The sequence below is a fragment of the Micromonospora sp. NPDC005161 genome (assembly GCF_053599855.1).
In genome coordinates, this window is the sequence record NZ_JBSFYQ010000015.1 from 87,151 (window position 1) to 112,051 (window position 24,901).

Below are 24,901 nucleotides of genomic sequence, written 5' to 3' on the forward strand. Positions count from 1 at the left end.
GCCTCCGGTCGGACCATCCATCCGTCCCGGCCCCCGCACCCGGGATCGAAGGTAGGTCCGTGGTCGCAGTCCCGCCAACAGGACGCGCACGGCCGGTAACCCCTAGTCACATATGCGACACATCGCAGGTGGGAGGCCGGAGGGGGCACCGCGTCGGAGATCCCGTCGGCCGGATCCGTCGCCCGCCCGGCCCGGCAGGGGCGACACCGGTTCGATGATTGACCGCTACCCTTCCGGTCGGACGGTCGCGCAGCGCCGGCCACCCGCTCGATCACGCTCGGCGCCAGGGGTGGCGGCGGGCGCCCGCACCCCCCGGGGGAAAGACATGACCCAACCGCCCAGCGGCGACCAGGCCGGGCCGCCCGCACTCCCGCCGGCCCACCGGGATCGCGCCGGTCCGGCTGTTCCCGACCAGCCGGCCCCCGCGGCGCAGCCCGGGCCGCTCGCCCTGCCCGCCCCGCCCGAGGGTCCCGGCGGCTCGGCACCGGCATCGGGTGCCCAGGACCCGTCGGCGATCCCGTCACCCCCGCCCGGCTACCCCCCGTACCAGGGCGCCGCCGAACCCAAGAAGAAGCGCGGCCTGCTGATCGCGGCGATCGCGCTCGTCGTGATCATGGTGCTCTGCGTGGGCGGCGGCGTGGTGGCGTTCCTGACCCTGCGCAACGCCGAGACCGGCGAGGGCGCCAAGGAACCCGCGGTCGCCGTCGACGAGTTTCTCACCGCGGTCTACAAGGACCGCGACGCGACCAAGGCGGCCAGCCGCGTCTGCGCGGCCGCCCGGGACGACGAGAAGATCGCCGCGAAGGTCGCAGAGGTGCAAAAGTACGCCGCCGAGTACAAGAACCCCCGCTTCCGGTGGACCAGCCCGAAGGTGGACAACCAGACCGGGGCACGGGCGACCGTCTCCACCCGGGTCACCATGACCACCTCCGACGAGAAGGTGGCCGACCAGGACCTGCGCTTCACGGTGGTGCAGAAGTCGGGTTGGTGGGTCTGCGAGGTCGCGTGACCGGCAGGCCTGGATAGGCTCGACGGGTGCGTGCAGCTGAGCGGCCGACCGACCCGGCCGGTACCGGATGGTCGGCCCGTCTCCACGTGGTGACCGGCAAGGGCGGCACCGGCAAGACCAGCGTGGCGGCGGCGCTGGCCCTGGCGCTGGCCGCCGGCGGCCGGCGCACCCTGCTGGTGGAGGTCGAGGGGCGGCAGGGCATCGCCCAGCTCTTCGGCATCGACCCGCTGCCGTACGAGGAGCGGCACCTCGCTGACGCCCCGGGCGGCGGTGAGGTGCGCGCGCTGGCCGTGGACGCCGAGGAGGCGTTGCTCGAATACCTCGACATGTTCTACAAGTTGGGTGCCGCCGGCCGGGCGCTGCGCAAGCTCGGCGCCATCGACTTCGCCACCACCATCGCCCCGGGCCTGCGTGACGTGCTGCTCACCGGTAAGGCGAAGGAGGCCACCACCCGCACGTCCGGGCAGCGGCGCGTGTACGACGCGGTGGTGCTGGACGGCCCGCCGACCGGGCGGATCGGCCGGTTCCTCAACGTCACGGCCGAGACGGCCCGGCTGGCCAAGGTGGGCCCGATCAAGACTCAGAGCGAGGGGGTCGCGGCACTGCTGCGGTCCCCGATAACCGCGGTGCACGTGGTCACGCTGCTGGAGGAGATGCCGGTGCAGGAGACGGTGGACGCCATCGCCGACCTGACCTCGCTCGGCTTCGGGATCGGGCGGGTGATCGTCAACGGCACGCGGCCACCGGTGCCCTCCGGTCGGGCGGTCACCGCGGCCGAGCTGAAGCGTGGGCTGGTCGCCGCCGGGCTGCCGGCCGACCGGGAAACCGTCGCCGGCCTGCACGACGAGGCGCGTGACCAGCTCATCCGGCGCGAGTTGGAGGATTCACTGCGGGCCGAGCTGGTGGAGCTGGGGCTGCCGATGACCGAGCTGCCGTTGCTGGCCGACGGGGTGGACCGGGCGGGGCTCGCGACGCTGGCTCAGGCCCTCCTCCGGGCGGATTGACTCACACCTGAGGTCGGCACGGGCGCACGGACCCACCCGGCCCGATACGCTCGATTGGTGCCTTCCGAAGACGCGGCGCCGCAGCTGGACGTCGACAAGATCCTCGCCGACCCGGGCGTGCGGATCGTCGTGTGTTGCGGTGCCGGCGGGGTGGGAAAGACGACCACGGCCGCCGCGCTGGCGCTGCGGGCCGCCGAGCACCACGGCCGCCGCACGGTGGTGCTCACCATCGACCCGGCCCGCCGGTTGGCCCAGTCGCTGGGCCTGACCGAGCTGGACAACACGCCCCGGCAGGTCAAGGGGATCGACGTCGAGGCCAGCGGCGGCGAGCTGCACGCCATGATGCTGGACATGAAACGCACCTTCGACGACGTGGTGCTGCAGCACACCGATCCGGCGAAGGCGGCGGAGATCTTCGCCAACCCCTTCTACCAGGCGATGAGCTCGACCTTCGCCGGCACGCAGGAATACATGGCGATGGAGAAGCTCGGCCAGTTGCACGCCCGGGGCGAGTGGGACCTGATCGTCGTGGACACCCCGCCGTCCCGCTCGGCGCTCGACTTCCTGGACGCGCCGGCCCGGCTCTCCCGCTTCCTCGACGGCCGCATGCTGCGACTGCTGCTGGCACCGGCCCGCAGCGGTGGGCGGAGCATGTTCAGCCTGGTCACCGCCTCGTTCGGGATGTTCTCGAAGGTGGTGCAGAAGGTGCTCGGCGCGCAGCTGCTCACCGACCTGTCCGGCTTCGTGGCCGGGCTGGATTCGATGTTCGGCGGTTTCCGGCAGCGGGCCGAGCAGACGTACCGCATCCTCCAGGCACGGGAGACGGCCTTCGTGCTGGTCGCGGCGCCGGAGCCGGACGCTGTCCGGGAGGCCGCCTACTTCGCCGGCCGACTGCGGGAGGAGAACATGCCGCTGGCCGGTCTGGTGCTCAACCGGGTGCACCGGCCTGCGGTTCCGGAGCTGGACGCCGAGCGGAGCCGGGCCGCCGCGGAGCGGCTGGCCGAGCTGGGTGGGCACGAGGCCACCGCCGACGTGCTGCGGGCGCACGCCGCGCTGGCCCGCCAAGCGGTACGCGAGCAGCAGGTGGCCGCGCGGTTCACCGAGGCGTTCCCGGCGGTGCCCGCGGTGTCGGTGACGGCGCAACCCGCCGACGTGCACGACGTCGACGGGCTGCGGACGATCGGCGCGGCGATCAGCCGGCCGTGACCGGCGTCAGGTGGCCGCGCTGACGAGAATCTTGTCCTTGCCGGCCTTGTCCTTGCTGTTCTTCTTCATCGCGGCCTCGAACATCTTGCGCCAGCTCGTCACCTGCGGGTGACGACGCAGCAGCGCTCGGCGTTCGCGTTCGGTCATGCCACCCCACACACCGAACTCGATCCGGTTGTCCAGCGCGTCGGCCAGGCACTCGTACCGAACTGGGCAGCTCCGGCAGATCCGCTTCGCCACGTTCTGTTCGGCGCCCTGTACGAACAACGCGTCCGGGTCCCCGTTCTGACACGCCGCCAGCGACGGCCAGTCAGTGATCATGCCCATGTGTACACGTCCCCCCTTGCAGTACCTACCGACCTCGTTGCACGTCAGCCGGCAATTCCCCCCGATCGCCCGGCTCGCCTTCCCCAAGGCGGCGCGAACGACATGTGGCGCTGTCGCCGCCCCCCATCATGCTCTGTAGTCGACTGATTACGCAACGTTGTCGGCGAAATCCATCATTCCGGACACTCCCGGCTTCCCGGGCGCTCGACCGCCGGTTACCCCGTCGAGGTCGGCGAAAACGCTGCGCCGCTTCCTTCGATCGGAGGAGACTCACGCCAGGTCAGACGCAACCACGCACCGGGGGTCGTGCGTTTAGCACAACGAGGGCAGCGCGCGCAGGAAATGGGGAAGAACGCCCCAGCGCCCCCTCGTTCCCTACTCGCGTACCCTGCTGAGGTGACCTGGATGCGGAAACGTGACCACAATGTGCTGACCAACGCCGCATCGCTGCTCGTATGTGGCCTGCTGGCCGGCGTGGTGGTCGCCGCGGCGGCCTTCCCCGCAGTGGCGATGTCCGGCTTGGCCGCAAAGGCCGGCGCCGAGACATTCGGCGCCCTGCCCACGGAGCTGACGGTGGCCCGCGCGCCACAGCTCGGCTACCTGTACGCCTCGGACGGCAAGACACCGCTGGCGATCATGTACGACGAGAACCGGCGGGACGTGAAGCTCGCCGACATCTCGCCGGACATGCAGAAGGCCATCATCGCGGCCGAAGACCACGACTTCTACAAGCACAACGGCGTCGACATCAACGGTGTCGCCCGCGCGTTCGTCAACAACCAGAACGAGAGCGCCGGCCGGCAGGGCGCCTCGACGCTGACCATGCAGTACGTCCGGCTGGCCATCGCGTACTCGGCCACCCACCCGGCCGACGTGGTCGCGGCGACCGAGGACACCAGCGCCCGCAAGCTCCGCGAGATGCGGCTGGCCCTGCAGGTCGACAAGGAGTTCTCCAAGGACGAGATCCTCACCCGCTACCTCAACCTCGCCTCGTTCGGCAACGGCGCGTACGGCGTGTACGCCGCCAGCCAGGTCTACTTCGGCAAGCCGCCGAGCAAGCTCAAGATCGAGGAAGCGGCGCTGCTGGCCGGCATGGTGAAGGCGCCGACCACCAACGACCCGACCACCAAGGCCGGCTTCCCGCTCGCACTGGACCGACGCAACTACGTCATCCAGAACATGGTCGACATCAAGGCCATCACCCAGCAGGAGGCCGACGCCGCCAAGGCGACCAAGCTGGTGGTGAAGGACAAGCGCACCCCCAACGGCTGCGTCGCCGCCAACGTCAACAGCTGGGGCTTCTTCTGCGACTACTTCTACCGCTGGTGGATGCAGCAGGAGACGTTCGGCTCGACGTCGTACGACCGTGAGCGGCGGCTGAAGAGCGGCGGCTACACCATCATCACCTCGCTCGACGTGCAGGCCCAGAAGGGCGCCGACGCCGCGGTTCGCAGGGCCAAGAAGGAGACCTCCAAGGAGGCCGCCATGGTCGCCGTGGTGGAACCGGGCAGCGGGCGGGTTCGGGCGCTCGCGGTCAACCGCCAGTTCAAGCTGGACGACCCGAAGAACCCGAAGAACAGGATCTCCAGCGATCCCGCGAAGAAGAGGAAGGGCATCCGGGGCAACTACCCGGCGACGGTCAACCCGCTGCTCACCGGCGGCGACGGCATCACCGGCTACCAGGCCGGCTCGACGTTCAAGATGTTCACCGTCGTGGCGGCGCTGGAGAAGGGCATCCCCCTCAGCTACACCATCAACGCGCCGAAGCAGTTCAAGTCGGAGTACATCATCCGACCAGGCCCAGCAGCCTGCGCCGGGACCCACTTCTACTGCCCCACCAACTCGACCGACAGCATGGCCGGCGTGCACACCATGTGGGGCGCGTTCGGCCGGTCGGTGAACACCTACTTCGTGCCACTCCAGCAGCAGGTCGGCGCGGAGAACGTGGTCAAGGCCGCGAAGAGGCTGGGCATCAACTTCCGAGCCCAGGAGGACCTGGACCTGGAACGGGGGGCGCACCAGTGGGGCGCGTTCACCCTGGGCGTCTCGCAGACCACCCCGCTGGACCTTGCCAATGCCTACGCCACCCTGGCCGCGGACGGCAAATTCTGCGAGCCGATCCCGGTGCAGGAGATTCGGGACCCGGAGGGCAAAAAGCTGGACATCGCCAACCCGCGCTGCGAGAAGCGGTTCAGCACCGAGGTGGCCCGCGCCGCTGTGGACGCGGCCCGTTGCCCGGTCGGTGACCGGTCGACGACCTCCAGGTGCACGGGAGCCACCGCCGGCAACGTGCGGAGGGACGTCGGTGCGCCGGTGGCCGGCAAGTCCGGCACCACCGACTCGGAGAAGACCGCAGCCCTGGTCGCGATGACCAAGCAGTACGCGGTGGCCGGCATCATGGCCGACCCGGACTGGCCGCAGACCAACGTCAAGATGAAGCACGGCGAGAAGGACGGCATCAACCCGCCGGTGTGGGAGACGCTGCGGGACGCGATGAAGGGCAAACCGGATATCCCGTTCGAGCCGCCGGGCCAGAAGATCTCCCAGGGTGACCAGCGCAGCATCCCCAATGTGAAGTGCGCGTCGTTGGACAGCGCGAAGTCCCGGCTCAAGGACGCCGACTTCGACCCGGTCGTCTCCGACACGAAGGTGACTTCGACGTGCCCGGCTGGCACCGCCGCCGGCACCAGCCCGGACGGGCGCACCATCAAGGGCGGCGTGGTCACCATCCAGGTCAGCAGCGGCGGCGGCGCTCCCCCGCCGGGCAACACCACGCCGAACAAGCCGAACCAGCCCGGCACCCCGGGTCGACCCGGCACGGGCCGCCCGGGCGGCTGAGCCGACGAGCAGGACGCACGAAACGGGCGGGCACCTTCGAGTGCCCGCCCGTTTCGTCTGCCCGGACTGCGTCGGCGGGTTTCAGGGCCGTGCAGTGTCCGGACCGCCTGTCCGGACCGCGCGGTGTCCGGACCGCGCGGTGTCCGGACCGCGCGGTGTCGGAACCCCGTTGGTCTGGGTGCCGCCGGTCAGAGGCCGAGCTGGCGGCGTACCTCAGCGGCCACCCGACCACCCTCGGCCTGGCCGGCCACCGCGGCCTGGGCCGCCTTCATCGCCGGGCCCATCTGGGCCTTCCCGGTGATGCCGCCCGCGGCGAGCGCCCCAGACACCAGCTCGGTCAACTCGGCGTCCGAGAGCTGCTTGGGCAGGTAACGGTCCAGCACCTCACCCTCGGCGGTCTCCTTCGCCGCCTGCTCGGCGCGGCCCGCGTCGGCGAAGGCGGTGGCCGCCTCCCGGCGCTTCTTCGCCTCCTTGGTCAGCACCACGAGCACCTCGTCGTCGGTGAGCTCGCGCTTGGCCTTGCCGGCGACCTCGGCGGTGCCGACGGCGGCCAGGGCCATCCGTAGCGTGGAGGTGGTCAGCTCGTCGCGCGCCTTGAGCGCGGAACGCATGTCGGCGGTGAGGCGGTCCTTCAGCGTGCTCATGGACGGTCAAACTACCCTGAACGGCATGCGAAAGCGCACACTATTCCGGCTCGCCGCCGGAACCGCCGCGGTTGGAGCGGCCACCCTCGCGTACGCGTCACTCGTCGAGCGCAACATGTTCACCCTGCGGCGGTACGACGTACCGATGCTGCCGGCCGACGCGGAGCCGCTGCGCGTGCTGCACCTGTCGGACCTGCACATGATGCCCGACCAGGCGCGCAAGCAGCGCTGGGTGGCGTCGCTGGCCGCCCTCGACCCGGACCTGGTCGTGGTGACCGGCGACAACATGGCGCACCCGGGCGCGGTGCCCGGGGTGCTGCGGGCGCTGCAACCGCTGCTGGACTACCCGGGCGCCTTCGTGTTCGGCTCCAACGACTACACCGGGCCGGTGTGGAAGAACCCGTTCACCTACTTCCTGCCCGACCGGGAGTACACCGACGGCGTCGACCTGCCCTACGAGGAGCTGCGCCAGGTGTTCACCGGCGCCGGCTGGTTGGACCTGAACAACGCCCGCACCATGCTCAAGGCCGGCGGCCGGCAGATCGACCTGGTGGGCGTGGACGACCCGCACATCGAGCGGGACGACTACGGCGCCGTGGACGGCCGGGTCTCATCCTCGGCGGACCTGTCCATCGCGCTGGCGCACTCCCCCGAACCACGGGTGCTGGACCGGATGGCCGCGGACGGCTTCGGGCTGCTGCTGGCCGGGCACACCCACGGCGGGCAGGTCTGCGTACCGGGCGTCGGGGCGTTGGTGACCAACTGCGGGCTGCCCCGCTCGATGGCGCGCGGGCTGCACCGGTGGCCGGGCTCGGACTCCTGGCTGCACGTCTCCGCGGGCCTGGGCACCCACCCGACCGCTCCGGTCCGCTTCGCCTGCCCCCCAGAGGCGACCATCCTCACCCTGATCCCCCGCTGACCCGCGCGCCCGCGCCGTCCCGGCGTCCCGGCGTCAAGATCCGCGCAACTTCAGGGAAACTGCTGCCTCATTGCGCCGCGAGGCCGCAACATCCCTGAAGTTGCGCGGATCTTGGGTGCTCCGGGCGGGGTCCGACCCCCGGGGGTACCGAGTTTGACCATCGGGGCGGGTGGGCTACTATTTGTCGGCACGCCTCGGGGTGTGGCGCAGCTTGGTAGCGCGCTTCGTTCGGGACGAAGAGGTCGTCGGTTCGAATCCGGCCACCCCGACCAGAGGTAAAGGTCAAGGCCCCTCCACCGAGGGGCCTTGATTCGTTTCCGGCGCTCACTGTCCTGCCGGAAGCAGCCAGAAGGCAGCAAGCGACGCGGGCAAGCGGATACGGTCCGGTCCTGTAACCCCCGGCCGCCGACCGACACAAGTAGGGGTATGAGGGAAGTCGACGCCCGGGGAGCCGACTGGTTCCGCGGGATCTACGCACGGCACTATCCGGACGTCGTGCGCTACGGACTGCGGCGACTCGGCGGTCTGACGGCGGCGGAGGAACTTGCCCAGGAGGTGTTCCTGGTGGCCTGGCGGCGCCGGTCGGAACTGCCGTCGCGGACGTTGCCCTGGCTGTATGGGGTCGCTCGTCGGCTGTTGGCCAACCATTGGCGTGCCCACCGGGCCGTACCGCCGCCCGTGGAGCTGACCGAAGCTGCCGCGTTGGACCGTCATGACGGCGTCCTGCGGCTGGTCGATGTGCGCGCGGCGCTCAGCCGGCTGTCGGACGACGACCAGGAGATCCTGCGGCTGGTCGGCTGGGAGCAGTCGTCGTTGAGCGAGGCGGCGCTGGTCCTGGGCTGCGGTGCGGCCACGGCCAAAGTGCGGCTGCACCGGGCTCGACGGCGACTGACCGAGATGCTCCGGGAGCAGCCCGAACAGACCCCCTTACTCGACGGCCAGCTGGGAGGAGCGCGATGAACAAGCGAGTGCGGGAGCTGCTGGAGGCCGCTGACCCGGCACGTGGAATCGAGGTGGGGGCCGGTGACGTCGAGGAAGTGTTGCGGCTCGCCAGCAATGACGTCACGTCCTACGACCAGGTGGTACCTGCTCGGCGGGCGCGGCGACTCGTTGCCGTCGGGGCGGCCTTCGCCGTGGTCGCCGTTGCGGCAATGACGGTCACGGTCCTCCGCCCCACCGCCGGACCCTTCGGATCATCCCAGCCTTCGACTGTTCCGGGTGCCGCTGGCGTCCCGGCCCACTGCCTGAGCACGATCGCGGACCGGATGCGGGCCACGTCGTACGACGGAAAGGCCGGACGGTATGAATACCTGCACCGGAGGGGGCAGAGCGGCAGCTCGGGACTGCGACCGGGTAGCCGCACTCAGTCGGTGAGTGTGCTGTTCAGCGAGGAGACGTCGCGGTGGCTCGCGGCCGACGGCTCGGGACGCCTGCGCACCGTGCGAGGAGCACCGACCTATCCGGACGACGCATCGCGGAACTTCTACGCTGAGCACCCAGAAATGATCCCGAAGGAGGGTTCCGAAACGGACGACCTGCGCCCGGGAGACTTCAGCGTCCTGCCACTGCCGGCGGCGGAACCCGCGGCAATGGGTCAGGCGCTGTACCAGGCGCGGGAGAACGGGCCATCGCACGTGCTTGTCAGCGTCGCGGAGCTGAACAACGAGCGGGTCGTGGACTTTGCCCATCGGGTTGCGCTGCTGCGGTTCCTTGCCGGAACGGAGGGGGTGACCTGTCGCGATGAGCAGACTGACCCGGCAGGACGGACCGGGATCGTGGTGTCAGCCGACCTCGGCCGAGGCCCCCAGCCGAGCCCCGGCGATTGGGGCAGGGAATATCTGCTTTTCGACCCGCAGACCGGGGAGTTGCTGGCCAGGGGCTACGGTGCCAACTCCGCAGCGGGCGGTATGTCATGGTCGACCGTGTACCTGGAACGGGGTTACACGGACGTGCTCGGCTGACGACGTCACGGCGACATGCGGTTGGCCGACTGAGCGGGGACAGCCGTTGTGACCCGTGTTGAACGCCCACGGCCCGTCCGGGTGCATCAGGTCGCGGATCATCAGTCCGCTGGTGGCGCTGGTCATCATCGCCGCCGTCCCCGTCTACTACATCTTCGAACGCGCCCCAGGCGCTCGGCTCCCCCGCAGGCGCGCGGCAGCAGTGAGCCGCTGCCGGACGAGGGGTTCAGCCCCCGTCCGGAGCCAACCGTCGTCGAGCAGGCCTGCGCCGAGGTGTCGGTTGAGCACGTCGAGCGTCTCCGCCGCACACCGGCCGGGCGCCCTGCTGACTAGCATCGACCCTGATGGAGCTGCTGGAGCGCGCGAACGCGCTCGCCACCCTGGACAGGCTGCTGGCCTCCCCCGGCGGCGCGATCGCGCTCGTCGCCGGCGAGGCGGGTGCCGGCAAGTCCGCCCTGGTCAACGCGTTCGCGGCGACGGCCGAGCCACGTGCCCGGGTGCTCTGGGGCAGCTGCGACCCGCTGCTGACGCCCCGGGCACTCGGCCCACTGCACGACATCGCCCGTCAGGTCGGCGGCGTACTCGCGGAGCGACTGACCGCGCTGCACGCGGCGGCGGAGGCCGAACGCCGCGGCACGGTGTTCGACGCGCTCCTCGACGAGCTGACCGGTCCCCGGCCCGGGCGCCGGGCGGTGATGGTGGTGGAGGACGCGCACTGGGCGGACGGGGCCACTCTGGACCTGATCGCGTACCTGGGGCGACGGTTGGCACGCCACCCGGCGCTACTCGTACTCACCCTGCGCGACGACGAGGTCGGAGCGGAGCATCCGCTGCACGGCGTGCTCGCCGGCCTGCCCCGGCCGCTGGTCCACCGGCTGCCGCTGCCCGCCCTGTCCACGGACGCCGTCGCGGCGTTGGCCCGCCGCGCCGGCCGCGCCCCGGCCGGGTTGTACCAGGCCACCGGGGGCAACCCGCTGCTGGTCACCGAGGTGCTGGCCGCGACCGGTCCGGGTGTGCCGCCGACCGTACGCGATCTGGTGCTGGCCCGGCTGGCCGCGCTGTCGCCGCCAGCGCGGGAGGTCGCCGCCCTGGTCTCGGTGGTCCCGTCCCGGGCCGAGCCGTACCTGCTGGTCGATCATCCGCCGGCTGCCGTGCAGGAGAGCCTGGACCGGGGCGTGCTGGTGCCGGCGGGCAACGGGGTGGCGTTCCGGCACGAGCTGCTGGGCCGGGCGGTGCGCGAGTCACTGTCCCCGGTGCGCCGGGCCGCGCTGCACGCGGCCGTGCTGGCCCGGCTCACGCCACGGGCCGACGTCGACGCCGCCCGGCTGGTGCACCACGCGCACCACGCTGACGATCCCACGGCGGTTCTGCGCTGGGCGCCCGTGGCGGCGCAGCGGGCGAGCCGGGCGGGGGCGCACCGGCAGGCGGCGGACCACTACACCGTCGCGCTCCCGCACGCCGCGGGTCTGCCGCCGCCACGTCGTGCCGCGTTGCTGGAGGCGTACGGGACCGCGGCATATCTGGCCGGGCTGGGCGCGCAGGCGCTCGCCGCACGGCGGGACGCGCTGGCCCTGCGGGAGGCCGAGGGCGAGCCGCTGCGGATCGGTGAGAACCTGCGCTGGGTGTCCCGGCTCTCCTGGTGGACCGGGGACAGCACGGCAGCCCGGGCGGCGGGCACCCGCGCCGTCCAGGTGCTGGAGTCCACGCCCCCCGGCGTGCAGTTGGCCATGGCGTACAGCAACATGTCGCAGCTGCTCATGCTCGGTGACGACATCGACCGGGCCATCGACTGGGGTGGCCGGGCCCGGGAGCTGGCCCGGCGGCTCGGCGACGTGGAGACCGAGGCCCACGCGCTGGTCAACGTCGGCTCGGCGCGCCTTCAACGCGGCGACGTCGCCGGGGTCATCGAGCTGGAACGCGGGCACACGCTGGCCGCCGCCCACCACCTCGACGACCACGCGGCCCGCGCGCTGGTCAATCTCGCGACCGTGTCGGTGGACTGGCACCGGCTGACGCCGGCTGCCGAGGCGCTCGATCGCGCGCTGCGCTTCACCACCACCCGGGACCTCGACGGGTATTCCCGCCATCTGCTCGGCTACCGCGCCCGGCTGCGGCTGGCCACCGGAGACTGGTCCGGCGCCCGCGCCGACGCCGAGCAGGCGTTGAGCGGCACCGAGCAGCCCGGCGCGAGTCTGGCCCCGGCACTGGTCACGCTGAGCCGGCTGGACGCCCGGTGCGGCGGCCGGGCCGGGCCACACCACTTGGACGGCGCGACCCGCTGGGCCGCGCAGAGCCGCGAACTCCAGTTCGTCGTGCCGGTGGCCGCGGCGCTGGCGGAACGGCACTGGCTGGCCGGCGAGCCGACACGGGCAGCCGCCGAGCTGCTCCGGGTCCACGGGCTGGCGGTCGAGGCCGGGCAACCGTGGTTCGCCGGGGAGCTGGCGTACTGGCTGTGGCGGGCCGGGGAGCCGGTCGGGGACACCGGGGCGCTGGCGTCCCCGTACCGGCGGCTGATCGAGGGCGACTGGGCCGGTGCGGCCGAGGAGTGGCACCAGCTCGGCTGCCCGTACTCCAGGGCCGAGGCGCTGGCCTGTGGCGACGACCTGGCGGCCGGCGAGGCGCTGCGGATCCTGGACGGGCTTGGTGCGGTCGCCGTGGCCCGGCGGTTCCGGGCCGAGCTGCGCGGACGCGGGATGGCTCGGGTGCCACGGGGGCCGCGCCCGGCGACGGCCGCACACCCGACGGGCCTGACCGCCCGGCAGCGGGAGGTGCTCGCGCTGCTCGCCGAGGGGCTGAGCAACGCCGAGATCGCGGCCCGGCTGTCGCTCTCCACCCGGACCGTCGGTCACCACGTGTCGGCGGTGTTGGACAAGCTCGCCGTGCTCAGCCGCGGTCAGGCGGCCGCGGCGGCCCGCCGGCAGGGCCTGGTGCCGCCAAAATAGGTGTTTCTGCCGATCCCCCAGGGCAGCGCCCCACCTAGCGTCGGTGGCACAACGATCCGTCCGAGGGGGGACCACATGACCACCGCACTCGATCTCAGCGCTGTGAAGGCACGCCAGCAGGTGACCTGGGCCAGCGGCGACTACGGCGCGGTCGCCGCGCTCATCCACCCGATCGCCGAGTGGCTGGTGGCGGCAGCCGACCTGCCGGCCGGCGCCCGGGTGCTGGACGTGGCGACCGGCACCGGCAACGCCGCCATCGCCGCCGCCCGCTGCGGCTGCGTGGTGACCGGCGTCGACTACGTACCCGAACTGCTGGAGCGTGGCCACGCCCGGGCGGCGGCGGAGCGGCTGCCGGTCACCTTCGTGACCGGCGACGCGGAGCGGCTGGCGTACCCCGACGGTTCCTTCGACGCGGTGCTCTCCGTCGTCGGCGTGATGTTCGCGCCGGACCAGGAGCGGGCAGCGGCGGAGCTGCTCCGGGTCTGCCGACCCGGCGGCACGGTGGCGTTGGCGTCGTGGACGCCCCAGGGATTCATCGGCGAACTGTTCCGCACGGTCGGGCGGCACGTGCCGCCGCCGGCCGGGCTACGCCCGCCGGTCCAGTGGGGCGACGAGGGCCGGGTCCGCGAGCTGCTGGGCGGGTCCGTGGGCGAACTGCGGGCGGTACGCCATGAGTTCGTCTTCCGCTTCGGCACCCCGGAGGAGTTCGCGGACTTCTTCCGGGCCAACTACGGGCCGACGCTGAAGGCGTTCGAGGCGCTGCCCGAGGAGCGGCGCCCGCAACTGCACGCCGACCTGGTGGAACTTGCCCGGACGCACAACCGCGCCAGCGACGGCACGGTACGGATCCCGGCGGAGTACCTGGAGGTGGTGGCGCAGCGGGCACCCGAGCCGGCATGACCCGGGGGTAGCCGGATCGGGCGTGGCGTCAGTCCTGCCGCTCGGTGCGCTCGATCTCGGCGAACGCGGTGGCCAGGTAGCCGTCGAGCGGCCGGCCGGCGGTCGACAGCAGGTCGGCGACGAGCAGCGGGGCGTGCCGGGCGACCGCCATCGGGCCCGGCGGGTTGTCGTCGTCGCCCGGGTCGTACACGCCGAGCGCCCCGGCGAGCAGCACCAGCACCACGTGCGGGTCGACCTCCGGTAGCCAGCCGGCGGCCGAGCGAACGCAGGCCTCCAGCACCTGGCGGACGTCGTCGCCGTCCAGCCCGTCCGGATGTGTCTCCTCCAACAGCAGCCGGACCGCCGCGCCGAGCACCAGGCCGGACCGGTCGGCACCGGTGAGCCGCTGCACGGCCGCCTCGTACGCCGTGGGGTCGCGCTGTTGTGCGGCGGCGACGGCCTCGCCGGCGGCGACGGCGATCTCACGGGCCGGTGCGGGCAGATGTCGCCAGGTCACACTCACGGCGCCAGCATGGCAGAGCACACCGACGGCTGGCATCCGCACCGACCGTGCGTGCCGCCGGGCTGGACGGACCGGGGCGTGGGCTCCGTCACGGACCCACCGCCTCGTGCGCGGGAAGCGCCGTAATCGGTTCGCCAACCGTCACACCCGGCGAACAGAATGCCGGACATGCTGCGTCGCTCCCTGCCCCGCCGTTCGGAAGCTCGCCGGATCCTCCTCGGCACCCTGCTGTCGGCGATCGGGCGCGGGCTGACCCTGCCGTTCCTGTTCATCTACCTGACCGACGTGCGCGGGCTCACCGACACCCGCGCCGGCCTGGTGATCGGCTGGTACGGCGCGGTCACCCTGGCCCTGTCGCCGCTGGGCGGGACACTGATCGACCGGTTCGGCGCCCGCCGGGTGGTGGTGCCGTGCCTGCTGGTCGAGGCGGTGGGCACCGGCTCACTGGCGCTGGTCCACTCGACCGGCTCGGCCCTGCTGGTGATGACGGTGATCGCGATCGGCAGCTCGGCGATCTGGTCCGGGCAGAACACGATCCTCGCCTCGCTGACCGACGACGGCGAGCGGCAGCGGGTCTTCGGTCTGAACTTCGCCCTGCTCAACCTCGGCATCGGTATCGGCGGCATGACCTCCGGCGCGATCATCGACACCGCCCGGCCGGGCACCTTCCAGGTGATCTACCTGCTGGACGCGGTGAGCTACCTGATGCCGGCGCTGATCCTGCTCACCCTGCCGGGCGTCGGCCACCGCCTCGGCAAACGTCGGACGGGCGGCGAGCCGTCGGCCGGCGGCTACCTGACCGTGCTCCGCGACCGCCCGTTCCGCCGGCTGGTGATCTTCGGACTGGTCCTCACCACATGCGGGTACGCCCAGATCGAGGTGGGCTTCGCCGCGTACGCCGTGCGGGTCGCCGAGGTCAGCCCCCGGGTGGTGGCCTGGGCGCTCGCGGCCAACACCGTGATGATCGTGCTCGCCCAGCTGCTGGTGATCCGCCGGATCGAGGGGCGCAGCCGCACCGCCGCGCTCGCGGTGGTCGGCGCGGTGTTCGCCACCGCCTGGTTGGTTCTCGGCGCGGCCGGCCTGGTCAGCACCGGAAACGCCCTGGTGGCCGCCCTGTGCGTGGTGGCCTGCTCGGCGATCTTCGGCTTCGGCGAGACGATGCTGTCGCCGGTGATGCCGGCGCTGACCAACGCGCTGGCCACCGATGAGCTGCGCGGCCGGTACAACGCCATGAGCTCGATGATCTTCGGAGTCAGCGGCGTGATCGGTCCAGTGACCGCCGGCCCGCTCATCGGTGCCGCGAACGGCATGGTCTGGGTGGCGGTGGTGGTCGGCGGCTGCCTGGTGGCCTCCCTGGTGGCGCTCTCGCTGCGCCGGCTGCTCACCCCCGAGCAGGACGGCCGCGTCACGACCGGCGCAACCTCCCCCGAGCCGACACCCGCCACCGCCTGACCACGCCCGCGACCGTGGCGTCGTACTCCGGAACGGGTCGGGCCCCGGAGCGGATGCTCCGGGGCCCGATCGTCGCGGGGTCGCCCGTCAGGCGGCGGGAACCTCGGCGGTGGTGCGGATCCGGTCCAGCGTCGGAGCGGAGACCGGCGACCGCGCGGTCAGGTACGCCACGAACGCGTCCAGGTCGATCTGCCCGGTGACCAGATTCGTGCCGCCGGTGAGGGCGCTGAACCCGTCGCCACCGCCGGCCAGGAAGTTGTTCACCGTCACCCGGTAGGTGGCGGCGGCGTCGACCGCGGTGCCACCGAAGGTGAGGCTGCCCCGGACGACGCGGGTGCCGACGCACGGGTCGGCGGCGGTGCCGGTGGTGCCGTTCGGGTCGACCACGTAGCCGACCGTCGCGGACGGGTACAGCGTGCGGCCGGTGACGAACTGCTGCTCGAGTACGCAGTAGAGCTGTGCGCCGGTCAGGTCGAGCGTCACCAGGTTGTTGGCGAACGGCTGCACCGTGAACGCCTCCTCATAGGTGACCGGTCCGGCGTCGAGGTCGGCTCGCACCCCGCCCGGGTTCATGAACGCGGCGACCGCGCTCTGCTCGTCGTCGGTGGCGGCGAGCTGCGCGTCGGCGATCACGTTGCCCAGCGCGGACTCGCCCATGGTCGTACCGAAGAGGGTCTCCTGGGCGCGGGTGATCGCCTGGGTGGTCTCGCCGACCTGACGGTCGGCGACCGGGCCGAGCACCGTCTTGTACCGGTCGATCAGAGCGGTCTGCTTCGGGTCCTTGGCGACGTCCCGGCTGACCACGACGTTGTTCGCCGCGGCGGAGATCACGTCCCCGCTTCGACGGTCGATCTTGAGGTCGATGTCGGTGACCAGGCGGCCGAACGAGCTGGCACTGGTGACCAGCTTGCCGTTGATGTCGCAGTTGTACGCCTGGTGGGTGTGCCCGCTGACCACCACGTCGATCGACGGGTCCATCCGGTTGGCGATGTCCACGATGGGGCCGGTCATGCCGACGCAGTCGTTGATACCGCCGGTCGCGGCCTGGGTGCCACCCTCGTGCAGCAGGACGACGATCGTCTCCACGCCCTTGCGGCGCAGCTCGCGGGCGTACCGGTTGGCGGTGACCGCCTCGTCGGCGAACGTGAGGCCGGCGACGCCCTGCTGGCTGACGATCTCCGGGGTGCCCTCCAGGGTCATCCCGATGAAGCCGACCTTGACGCCCTGCACCTTGTGGATCGCGTACGGCGCCATCAGCGGCTTGCCGGTCGCGGTCTTGAAGGCGTTCGCGGACAGGTACTTGAAGCTGGCGCCCCGGTACGGGGTGCCGTCGGCGCAGCCGTCCACCGGGTGGCAGCCGCCGTTCTGGATCCGCAGCAGCTCGGCCGCGCCCTCGTCGAACTCGTGGTTGCCGACGCTGGCGTAGTCCAGGCCGGCCATGCTCAGCGCCTCGATGGTCGGCTCGTCGTGGAACGCCGCGGAGAGCAGCGGGGACGCGCCGATCAGGTCACCGGCGGCGACCGTGATGGTGTTCTTCTTCTCGGCGGCGGCGCGCAGCTCGGCCAGGTGGGTGGCCAGGAACTCGACGCCGCCCGCGGCCTGCCCGGCGATGGTGCCGCTGGAGCCGCTCGGCGGTTCGAGGTTGCCGTGGAAGTCGTTGAGGGCCAGCAGGGTGACGTCGACCGGCTTCGGCCTCGCGTCCGCCTGCTCGGGGGTTGTGGCGACCGCGCCGAACGCGGCCAGCGCGAGCGCGGTCAGGCCGACGGCGGCCCGACGCATCCCGGGGATGGACATGGAACTCCTCGTGAGAATCGGCGCGTACGGTGCCCGGACTGTGGGTCGACCGGGCCGCCGACCGACGCCGTCGGAAGGGTCGATCGCGGATGCCGGCGGTGGGGATCGCCGCCCGCCCGGACAGCCTCTCATCCAGAAGCCCACCGGTCGACCCGGCGAGCACATCGGAGCTGCGAATACACCGGACGGCCCGGAGGGGCGGCCGACGGGATCGACCTGAGCGTCCGTTGACGACGCCGCAATCCAGAAAGGACGCGGTCCACGACGCGCGGCGGTCACCCGACGGCGAGTGCCTCGGTTACCAGCGCCGCCACGGCGTCGGGCGGCCAGCCGTCCGCGACCCCGGGGCGCCGTGCCAGGTAGCCGACGATCCGCTCGGCCGGCCAGCCGTGCGACTCGTGCAGCCCACGGGCGATCATGCCGAGGTAGACCGGCGCCGGTGGACGGCAGCGCACGGCGGACGCCGGCTCCGGCGCGGTGAAGGTGAGCATCGGGGCCCCAGCGCGGTGGCCCGGGCAGACCAGCGTCTCGTAGCGCCCCGGGCCGAGCGTGGCTCGCCCGTCGGCGACGGCCGCGTCGATCGCCGCACCGGTCGCCGGGGTCAGGTCGGCGGTGTCACCTGCTGGCCGGTACATCTCCTGCGCCGCGATGTCGGTGAACTGATTGAGGGTGACCAGGTAGGCGCGGGCGGCGGCCACGCCCGGCAGCTGCGGGTCGTAGAACGCCATCCCGCCGGTCCAGGCGCCGGACTCCCCGGCGAAGTAGATCCCGCCGGGCAGCGACACCGGCACCGACCGGCTCGGTGGACGGCGGTCCCGGCAGCCCGGGTAGGTCCGGCGCCCACCGGGTGGGCAGCCACCGTCGATGTACCACGCCAGCCGGGCGGCGCGCATGTTCGAGCCGTAGGCGACGTACCAGACCAGCCGCTCTTCGGCGTCGACCACGACGGGCGCGCTCAGAAGCCGCACGTCTGGCCGGCGGAGTGGCTCACCTGCACAGTGTGCGTCACGCAGCCGCCCGGCTCTACCGCGTGCAGCAGGAAGGCGGTCGGCTCGCGACCCAGCCGATCAGCTCGTCGGCGCTCATGGTGAGCGTGCTCTGCCGCCAGGTGCTGGGCGCCACGGTGAGCACGGTGCCGGCGTACCCCGTGGTGACCGGGCGGTGCAGGTGCCCGGCGGCGACCCGCACGACGTGCCGGTGCCGGCCGATCACCTCGGCCAACGCGTCCCCGTCGGCGAGCCGGACGGCGTCGGCCGCCGGAATGCCGACCGCGACCGGCGGGTGGTGCAGGCAGACCACCGCGGGCACCTCGGGCCGGCCGGCCAGCACGCCGTCGAGCCAGCCGAGCTGCTCCTCGCCGAGCTGGCCGCCGTCGCTGCCGGGGATGAGCGAGTCGAGCACCACGACGGTCGCCGCCGCATGGTCGACGTGGTAGTAGGCGGAGAATCCGCCGCCGAGCCAGGGCGTGCCGCCGAAGGCGTCGAGCAGGGACTCCCGATCGTCGTGATTGCCGGCGACCAGGTGCACCGGCAGCGGGAACCGGCCGATCAGCTCGCGGAGCACCGCGTACTCGTCGGGTCGGCCGTGGTCGACCAGGTCGCCGGTGATCACCACGCAGTCCGGTCGAGGCCGCAGCGCGAGCACCCGCCCGAGCGCGCTGTGCAGCCCGGCGGCCCGCTCGGCGGCGAGCACGCCGGTGGTCAGATGGGGGTCACTGAGCTGGGCGATGAGCATGGCCCGCCTCCTGGGTGCCGGAGGCTCCACGCTATCGCCGCCCGGCGCCGTCCGGGGGCCCGCGCCGCCCACAGGCTGCGTCCACAGCCTGTGGATGGCACATGTGTACGAAGCTCGGCCGGCTCCGGGCGACCGTGGGTACGCTTGATCGTGTGGCTTGGCGCCGGCCGGCCCCTCCCCGACCTGGAACGACGTGCGAGTGGATCATCAGCGAGTCATCCGTGACGTCACCGTCCGCCTGCCGATGGCGTCGAGCGCGCAAGAGGCCTGCCGGTGGACGGTCACCGCGCTGTCCCGCTACACCCCGGCGACCATCTCCGTGCTGCTCCAGGTCCACGACCGGCTGCGCTGCGTCGCGGCGACCGGCGCCTGGCAGGTCTTCGCCACCGTGCCGCCGGGGACCGGGATCGTCGGCCGGGTGTACGCGACCGGCGTCGCGGCCGTCGTCCCGGACGTCACCGCCGACCCGGACTACCTGCCGGTACGCCCGGACGTGACCGCGGAGCTGTGCGTGCCGTTGCTTGATCCGTCCGGCCGGGCGATCGGCGTGCTCGACCTGCAGTGGAGCGGGCCGGTCGACCTGGAGCCGTGGCGGGAGACCGCGCAGCGGCTGGCCGCCCGGCTCGGTGCGCGCATCGTCGCGCTCGGCGGCCCGCCAGCGGAGAGCCGCAGCGAGAAGCTGCTCCGGCACGCCGCCGCGCTCTCGTCCGCGCCGACCGAACGGGAGCTGATGGGCGCGGCGAGCTGCGCCGCCCGGGAGGTCTCCACCCTCTCCACCGCGGTGCTGCTGATCGCCGGGCCGGAGGGTGCCCTCCTGCGGCCGTCGCCGCTGGTCCCGGGCGAGTTGGAGACCCGGATCCGGGCCGAGCTGACCGAGGCGGGTCCGGCCGCGCTCGGTCGGATGGTCGACCGGGCGCACCGGTACGGCGCCGGGTACACGCTGGGCGAGGCGGGTCAGCCACCGACCGAGGACTACCGGCCGTTGACCCGGGCCGGGGTGCGCACGCTGGTCGCCGTTCCCGTCGGGCCGACGGACGCGGGCGGGCTACTGCTGGTCGCCGACGAGCGGTTGCTGCGCCCCGACCCGACCACGGTCAGTCTGATGGAGCTGCTCGCCCGGCAGGCCTGGACCAGCCTGGACCGGCTGCGCACGCTGGCCCGGCTACTGGAACAGGCCAGCTCCGACCCGCTGACCGGGCTGCGGCACACCGGCCCGTTCGGGCAGCGGATCGCGGCCGCCACCCCTGGCCGTACGGCCCTGCTCGCGATCGACGTGGACGGTTTCAAGACGGTCAACGACACGTACGGCCACCAGGCCGGCGACCGGGTGCTGGTCGGCCTGGCCCGGGCGCTGGAGGGGGCGCTGCGGCACGGCGACGAGCTGTACCGGATCGGCGGTGACGAGTTCGTCGCGGTGATCGAGGTGAGCCGCCCGGAGGAGGCAGTCCGGATCGCCGAGCGGCTGACCGAGGCGGCTCGGCGGACCGGCCGCACGATCAGCGTGGGCGTGGCACTACCCCGCCCCGGCGAGTCGCCCGATCTCACCCTCCGCCGCGCCGACCAGGCCCTCTACGCCGTCAAGCGCCAGGGAAGAGACGGCGTCCACCTGGCCGCCGCCTGACCCGGCTCCCGGCTCGTCCGGGCGGGAGGGCCGGACGGGCCGGCTCAGGCGGTCAGTTCCTTGGCCAGGAGTTCGGCGATCTGGGCGGTGTTCAGGGCCGAACCCTTGCGCAGGTTGTCGCCGGTGATGAAGAGGTCGAGGGCGCGCGGGTCGTCGAGGGCGCGGCGGATCCGGCCGACCCAGGACGGGTCGGTGCCGACGGCGTCGATCGGCATCGGGAACTCACCGGCGGCGGGGTCGTCGACCAGGATCACCCCGGGGGCGTTGCGCAGCGCCTCGCGGGCACCTTCGGCGTCCACCTCGGTGGCGAAGACCGCGTGCACGGCCACCGAGTGGCCGGTCACCACCGGCACCCGGACGCAGGTGGCGGAGACCTTCAGGTCGGGCAGCCCGAGGATCTTGCGCGACTCGTTGCGCATCTTCATCTCCTCGGACGACCAGCCGCCGTCGGCCGGTGAGCCGGCCCAGGGCACCACGTTGAGCGCCAGTGGCGCCGGGAACGGACCCACGTCGTCGCCGACCGCCTGCCGTACGTCGCCGGTGCGGGATCCGAGCGAGCGATCCCCGGCGACCTTGACGAGCTGGTCGTGGAGGATGTCCACGCCGGCCTGACCGGACCCGGACACCGCCTGGTAGGAGGCGAGCACCAACTCCCGCAGGCCGTACTCGCGGTGCAGCGGGGCGACCGCGACGATCATCGCGAGGGTGGTGCAGTTGGCGTTCGCGATGATGCCCCGGGGCCGGTTGCGGACCTGCTCCGGGTTGATCTCCGGAACCACCAGCGGAACGTCCCGGTCCATCCGGAAGGCACCGGAGTTGTCGACCACGACCGCGCCACGGGCGACGGCGACCGGCGCCCATTCGGTGGAGACCTCGTCGGGTACGTCGAACATCGCCACGTCGACGCCGTCGAACGCCTCCGGGGTCAGCGCCTGGACGACGAGCTCCTCGCCCCGGCAGCGCACCCGCCGCCCGACCGAACGCTCCGAGGCGAGCAGCCGGATCTCGCCCCAGACGTTGCGACGCCCGGTGAGCAGCTCACACATCACGGTGCCGACGGCACCGGTCGCTCCGACCACGGCGAGGGTGGGCAGCGCCGTCATCGGCGCTACCTACCCGTCCCCGCGTAGACCACGGCTTCGGTGTCGCCGCCCAGCTCGAACGCGTCGTGAATGGCGCGGACGGCGGCGTCGAGGTCGGTGTCCCGGCAGACCACGGAGACCCGGATCTCGGAAGTGGAGATCATCTCGATGTTGACCCCGGCCGCGCCGAGGGCCGCGAAGAAGCCGGCGGCCACACCGGGGTGCGAGCGCATGCCGGCGCCGATCAGCGAGACCTTGCCGACGTGGTCGTCGTAGAGCAGGCCCTTGAACTTGACCGGCTCCTGGATCTTGCTGAGCGCGGCCATCGCGGTCGGACCGTCGGTCTTGGGCAGGGTGAACGAGATGTCCGTCCGGCCGGTGCCCTCGGTGGAGACGTTCTGCACGATCATGTCGATGTTGATCTCGGCGCCGGCGACGGTGTCGAAGATCCGCGCGGCGGCACCCGGCTCGTCGGGCACCCCGACGATTGTGATCTTGGCCTCGCTGCGGTCGTGCGCGACCCCTGTGATCAGTGCCTGCTCCACGGAAAGGTCCTCCATCGATCCGGTGACCATCGTGCCGGTGTTGGTCGAGTATGACGAACGGACGTGGATCGGCAACCCCGCCCGCCGGGCGTACTCCACGCTACGCAGGTGCAGAACCTTCGCGCCGCACGCGGCCAGTTCCAGCATTTCCTCGTACGTGATGTGGCGGATGTGCCGGGCGTTGGGCACGATCCGCGGGTCGGCGGTGAAGATGCCGTCGACGTCGGTGTAGATCTCGCAGACATCGGCGCGCAGCGCGGCGGCGAGCGCGACGGCCGTGGTGTCGGAACCGCCTCGGCCCAGCGTCGTGACGTCCTTGGTGTCCTGCGAGACGCCCTGGAAGCCGGCCACGATGACCACCGCGCCCTCGTCGAGCGCGCCCTTGAGCCGCCCGGGGGTGACGTCGATGATCCGCGCGCGGCCGTGCACCGAAGTGGTGATCACGCCAGCCTGCGAGCCGGTGAACGAGCGTGCCTCGTACCCCAGGTTGTGGATGGCCATGGCCAGCAGCGCCATGGAGATCCGTTCCCCGGCGGTGAGCAGCATGTCCAGCTCGCGGCCCGGTGGCAGCGGGCTGACCTGGTTGGCCAGATCGAGGAGCTCGTCGGTGGTGTCACCCATCGCGGAGACCACCACCACCACGTCGTCGCCGGCCTTGCGGGCGGCGACGATGCGCTCGGCCACCCGCTTGATCCGCTCGGCGTTGCCGACGGAGGACCCGCCGTACTTCTGCACCACGAGTGCCACGACGGTGCACTCCCTCCCAGTGACCCTGAGCGTGCCGACGCCGCCGGAACCGGGGCCGGCGGCGCGTGTCAGACCCCTTGAGGGTATCGGGCGGGCCGCCACGCCGGGTCGGGTGATCCCACCATCCGGCCCGACCGGGCCGGGGGCGGCGCGGGCGGCCCGGTCCGCGGGCTCGGGCGGTACGCGGGCGCGGTCCGGCCCGACACGCCGGGGCGAGCCGCGTACGCGACGGCCCCCACCGGCCGCCGGGACCCACCAGAATGGGCCGGTGCCCGTCCTCACCCGCTCGGCCGGCCGCGTGCTCGGGCCGCTCCTGTTCGCCCTGCCGGCGCTCCTGGTCGCCTGCACCAGCGAGCAGCCCTCGCCCCCGCCGCCCATCGATCCCGGGCCGGTGGAGGTGGACGCGGCCCGGGACGAATTGGCCGCGCTCGCAGCTGCCGCCCAGGACCGCCACCTGGTGGCGCGGTACGCATTCAGCCGGGCCGGTCAACCGGACCGCACCATCGTGTTCACCAGCGCGAATGACGGCAGTTGGCGGGTGGACGTGCCGGGTGGCGCGCTGGGGGGCACCGCCGACGTCTCGCTGGCGGCCACCGCCGACGGGCTGTTCCAGTGCGCCCTGCCGTCAACGGGGTGGCCGGAGCCGGCGCGCTGCGTACGCCTCGGCGAGCGTGACGACGCGCTTCCGCGTCGGCTGGACCCGCAGGTCCAGCACCCGCTCACCGACTGGCTGGACGTGCTCACCGACCGGCGCGCGCCGCTCGCGGTCGCCCCGGCCGACACGCCCGAGGGCCTCACCGGCACCTGCTACTCGGTGGACTCCACCTCCGCCTCGCTCAACGCCCCGTTGGACGTCGGCATCTACTGCTACGACCGGGACGGCACGCCGACCGGCGTCCGGACGGCGACCGGGACGCTGAAGCTCGCCGCTCCGCCCGGTCCGGCTCCGGCCACCGTGCAGCTCGCCGGTCCGGTGGCGGACGAGGAGCCGCTCGGCACCGCGGCTCCGCCAACGCCCGACCCGTCCGACAGCCCGGGCGCGGGAACGCTCTGATCTTCGTTCCGTTACGGGTGCGTTTAACCACATTTCGAGAGGCCGCCCTGAGTGGCGAATCACCCGTAAAGGACGATTTTTGACATGGCTGACCTGACCCCGCTGCTCGCTTTCCGCTGGAGCCCTCGGGCCTTCGACCCGAGTGCCGACCTGACTCCGGACGAGGCGGCCTCGCTGCTGGAGGCGGCGCGCTGGGCGCCGTCGGCGGACAACGGGCAGCCCTGGCGGTTCGCCCTCGGCCACCGGGACGACGACAACTGGAAACGGATCCTGATCAACCTCCCGGACAGCGACCAGGGCTGGGTCCGGCACGCCGCGACCCTGGTGGTCGGCGCGCACATCGGCGGCGACGCCGAGCGGGCGGCATACGACCTCGGTCAGGCGATGGCCCACCTGACTTTGCAGGCAACCGCCCTCGGCCTGCACGTGCGCCAGCTCACCCGCTTCGACAAGACCGGCCTCGCCACCGAACTCGACCTGCCCGGCGGCGTCCGCCCGCTGGTGGTCGCCGCTGTCGGCCGGCTCGGGGACCCGTTCGCTCTCCCGGCCGACCTGCGCGCGCGGGAGACCGGCCTGCGTCACCGCCGCCCGGTCGTCGACCTGTTACTCGCCTGATCGGG

The 24,901-nt window shown here is 72.5% G+C and carries 21 protein-coding genes and 1 tRNA gene; 14 read left to right on the forward strand and 8 right to left on the reverse strand.

Features of this window, described 5'->3' with window-relative positions:
- Positions 1-325 precede the first annotated feature (325 nt).
- The 3 genes from ACWD5O_RS16880 to ACWD5O_RS16890 are packed head-to-tail and all read left to right on the forward strand — an operon-like array spanning position 326 to position 3,219.
- Positions 326-1,009, forward strand: a complete 684-nt coding sequence (locus ACWD5O_RS16880) for an Rv0361 family membrane protein (protein WP_450085871.1) — start codon at positions 326-328, stop codon at positions 1,007-1,009.
- A 26-nt stretch (positions 1,010-1,035) separates the two neighbouring features.
- A complete protein-coding gene (locus tag ACWD5O_RS16885) occupies positions 1,036-2,013 on the forward strand; it encodes an ArsA-related P-loop ATPase (protein ID WP_387324113.1) in 978 nt (325 codons plus the stop codon).
- Positions 2,014-2,067: 54 nt separating this feature from the next.
- Positions 2,068-3,219: an ArsA family ATPase gene (locus ACWD5O_RS16890; RefSeq protein WP_354963384.1), complete on the forward strand. Its 1,152-nt coding sequence runs from the start codon at positions 2,068-2,070 to the stop codon at positions 3,217-3,219.
- Positions 3,220-3,225: 6 nt separating this feature from the next.
- Here the strand turns inward: ACWD5O_RS16890 and ACWD5O_RS16895 are convergent, their stop codons facing one another.
- Complete coding sequence (locus ACWD5O_RS16895) at positions 3,226-3,546, reverse strand: WhiB family transcriptional regulator (protein WP_007466209.1); 321 nt, start codon at positions 3,544-3,546, stop codon at positions 3,226-3,228.
- A gap of 405 nt (positions 3,547-3,951) precedes the next feature.
- Between ACWD5O_RS16895 and ACWD5O_RS16900 the strand changes: the two genes are divergently transcribed.
- Positions 3,952-6,384 carry a transglycosylase domain-containing protein gene (locus ACWD5O_RS16900; protein WP_354963383.1) on the forward strand — a complete coding sequence of 811 codons (2,433 nt, stop codon included), beginning with the start codon at positions 3,952-3,954 and terminating at the stop codon, positions 6,382-6,384.
- Between the two features lie 188 nt (positions 6,385-6,572).
- Here the strand turns inward: ACWD5O_RS16900 and ACWD5O_RS16905 are convergent, their stop codons facing one another.
- On the reverse strand, positions 6,573-7,028 hold the full coding sequence (locus tag ACWD5O_RS16905) for a GatB/YqeY domain-containing protein (RefSeq protein ID WP_354963382.1): 456 nt from the start codon (positions 7,026-7,028) through the stop codon (positions 6,573-6,575).
- 25 nt (positions 7,029-7,053) lie between these two features.
- On the opposite strand from ACWD5O_RS16905, the gene ACWD5O_RS16910 reads away from it, so the two are divergent.
- The 6 genes from ACWD5O_RS16910 to ACWD5O_RS16935 all read left to right on the forward strand — a co-directional run bounded on the left by ACWD5O_RS16910 (position 7,054) and on the right by ACWD5O_RS16935 (position 13,750).
- Entirely contained in the window at positions 7,054-7,947 is an 894-nt protein-coding gene (locus tag ACWD5O_RS16910) for a metallophosphoesterase (RefSeq protein WP_354963381.1), read from the forward strand.
- A 195-nt stretch (positions 7,948-8,142) separates the two neighbouring features.
- Positions 8,143-8,219 (forward strand) — tRNA-Pro (locus ACWD5O_RS16915).
- A 154-nt stretch (positions 8,220-8,373) separates the two neighbouring features.
- Positions 8,374-8,907 (forward strand): RNA polymerase sigma factor, encoded by a 534-nt coding sequence (locus ACWD5O_RS16920; RefSeq protein WP_354963380.1) that lies wholly within the window; start codon positions 8,374-8,376, stop codon positions 8,905-8,907.
- A gap of 8 nt (positions 8,908-8,915) precedes the next feature.
- A complete protein-coding gene (locus ACWD5O_RS16925; protein WP_354963379.1) occupies positions 8,916-9,908 on the forward strand; it encodes a CU044_5270 family protein in 993 nt (330 codons plus the stop codon).
- 344 nt (positions 9,909-10,252) lie between these two features.
- Positions 10,253-12,850 carry an ATP-binding protein gene (locus tag ACWD5O_RS16930; protein WP_450085872.1) on the forward strand — a complete coding sequence of 866 codons (2,598 nt, stop codon included), beginning with the start codon at positions 10,253-10,255 and terminating at the stop codon, positions 12,848-12,850.
- Between the two features lie 75 nt (positions 12,851-12,925).
- The gene (locus tag ACWD5O_RS16935; protein ID WP_354963377.1) at positions 12,926-13,750 is read left to right on the forward strand and encodes a class I SAM-dependent methyltransferase; all 825 of its coding nucleotides are present in this window, start codon (positions 12,926-12,928) and stop codon (positions 13,748-13,750) included.
- Between the two features lie 28 nt (positions 13,751-13,778).
- Here the strand turns inward: ACWD5O_RS16935 and ACWD5O_RS16940 are convergent, their stop codons facing one another.
- A complete protein-coding gene (locus ACWD5O_RS16940; RefSeq protein ID WP_354963376.1) occupies positions 13,779-14,252 on the reverse strand; it encodes a hypothetical protein in 474 nt (157 codons plus the stop codon).
- Between the two features lie 168 nt (positions 14,253-14,420).
- Between ACWD5O_RS16940 and ACWD5O_RS16945 the strand changes: the two genes are divergently transcribed.
- Positions 14,421-15,704, forward strand: coding sequence for an MFS transporter (locus ACWD5O_RS16945; protein ID WP_354963375.1), 1,284 nt, complete (start codon positions 14,421-14,423; stop codon positions 15,702-15,704).
- Between the two features lie 87 nt (positions 15,705-15,791).
- On the opposite strand, the gene ACWD5O_RS16950 is transcribed toward ACWD5O_RS16945, so the two are convergent.
- The 3 genes from ACWD5O_RS16950 to ACWD5O_RS16960 all read right to left on the reverse strand — a co-directional run bounded on the left by ACWD5O_RS16950 (position 15,792) and on the right by ACWD5O_RS16960 (position 19,232).
- Positions 15,792-17,498 carry a bifunctional metallophosphatase/5'-nucleotidase gene (locus ACWD5O_RS16950; RefSeq protein WP_354963374.1) on the reverse strand — a complete coding sequence of 569 codons (1,707 nt, stop codon included), beginning with the start codon at positions 17,496-17,498 and terminating at the stop codon, positions 15,792-15,794.
- A gap of 275 nt (positions 17,499-17,773) precedes the next feature.
- Positions 17,774-18,466 (reverse strand): histone deacetylase, encoded by a 693-nt coding sequence (locus ACWD5O_RS16955; RefSeq protein WP_450085873.1) that lies wholly within the window; start codon positions 18,464-18,466, stop codon positions 17,774-17,776.
- Between the two features lie 55 nt (positions 18,467-18,521).
- Complete coding sequence (locus ACWD5O_RS16960; RefSeq protein WP_450085874.1) at positions 18,522-19,232, reverse strand: phosphodiesterase; 711 nt, start codon at positions 19,230-19,232, stop codon at positions 18,522-18,524.
- Positions 19,233-19,476: 244 nt separating this feature from the next.
- On the opposite strand from ACWD5O_RS16960, the gene ACWD5O_RS16965 reads away from it, so the two are divergent.
- Positions 19,477-20,853: a diguanylate cyclase gene (locus ACWD5O_RS16965; protein ID WP_450085893.1), complete on the forward strand. Its 1,377-nt coding sequence runs from the start codon at positions 19,477-19,479 to the stop codon at positions 20,851-20,853.
- Positions 20,854-20,897: 44 nt separating this feature from the next.
- Here the strand turns inward: ACWD5O_RS16965 and ACWD5O_RS16970 are convergent, their stop codons facing one another.
- Together ACWD5O_RS16970 and ACWD5O_RS16975 are read right to left on the reverse strand one after the other, a co-directional pair.
- The gene (locus ACWD5O_RS16970; RefSeq protein WP_354963370.1) at positions 20,898-21,956 is read right to left on the reverse strand and encodes an aspartate-semialdehyde dehydrogenase; all 1,059 of its coding nucleotides are present in this window, start codon (positions 21,954-21,956) and stop codon (positions 20,898-20,900) included.
- Between the two features lie 5 nt (positions 21,957-21,961).
- Entirely contained in the window at positions 21,962-23,227 is a 1,266-nt protein-coding gene (locus ACWD5O_RS16975) for an aspartate kinase (RefSeq protein WP_354963369.1), read from the reverse strand.
- A gap of 268 nt (positions 23,228-23,495) precedes the next feature.
- On the opposite strand from ACWD5O_RS16975, the gene ACWD5O_RS16980 reads away from it, so the two are divergent.
- Positions 23,496-24,281: a hypothetical protein gene (locus tag ACWD5O_RS16980; RefSeq protein ID WP_354963368.1), complete on the forward strand. Its 786-nt coding sequence runs from the start codon at positions 23,496-23,498 to the stop codon at positions 24,279-24,281.
- An 84-nt stretch (positions 24,282-24,365) separates the two neighbouring features.
- Positions 24,366-24,896: a nitroreductase family protein gene (locus ACWD5O_RS16985; protein WP_354963367.1), complete on the forward strand. Its 531-nt coding sequence runs from the start codon at positions 24,366-24,368 to the stop codon at positions 24,894-24,896.
- Positions 24,897-24,901: the final 5 nt, after the last annotated feature.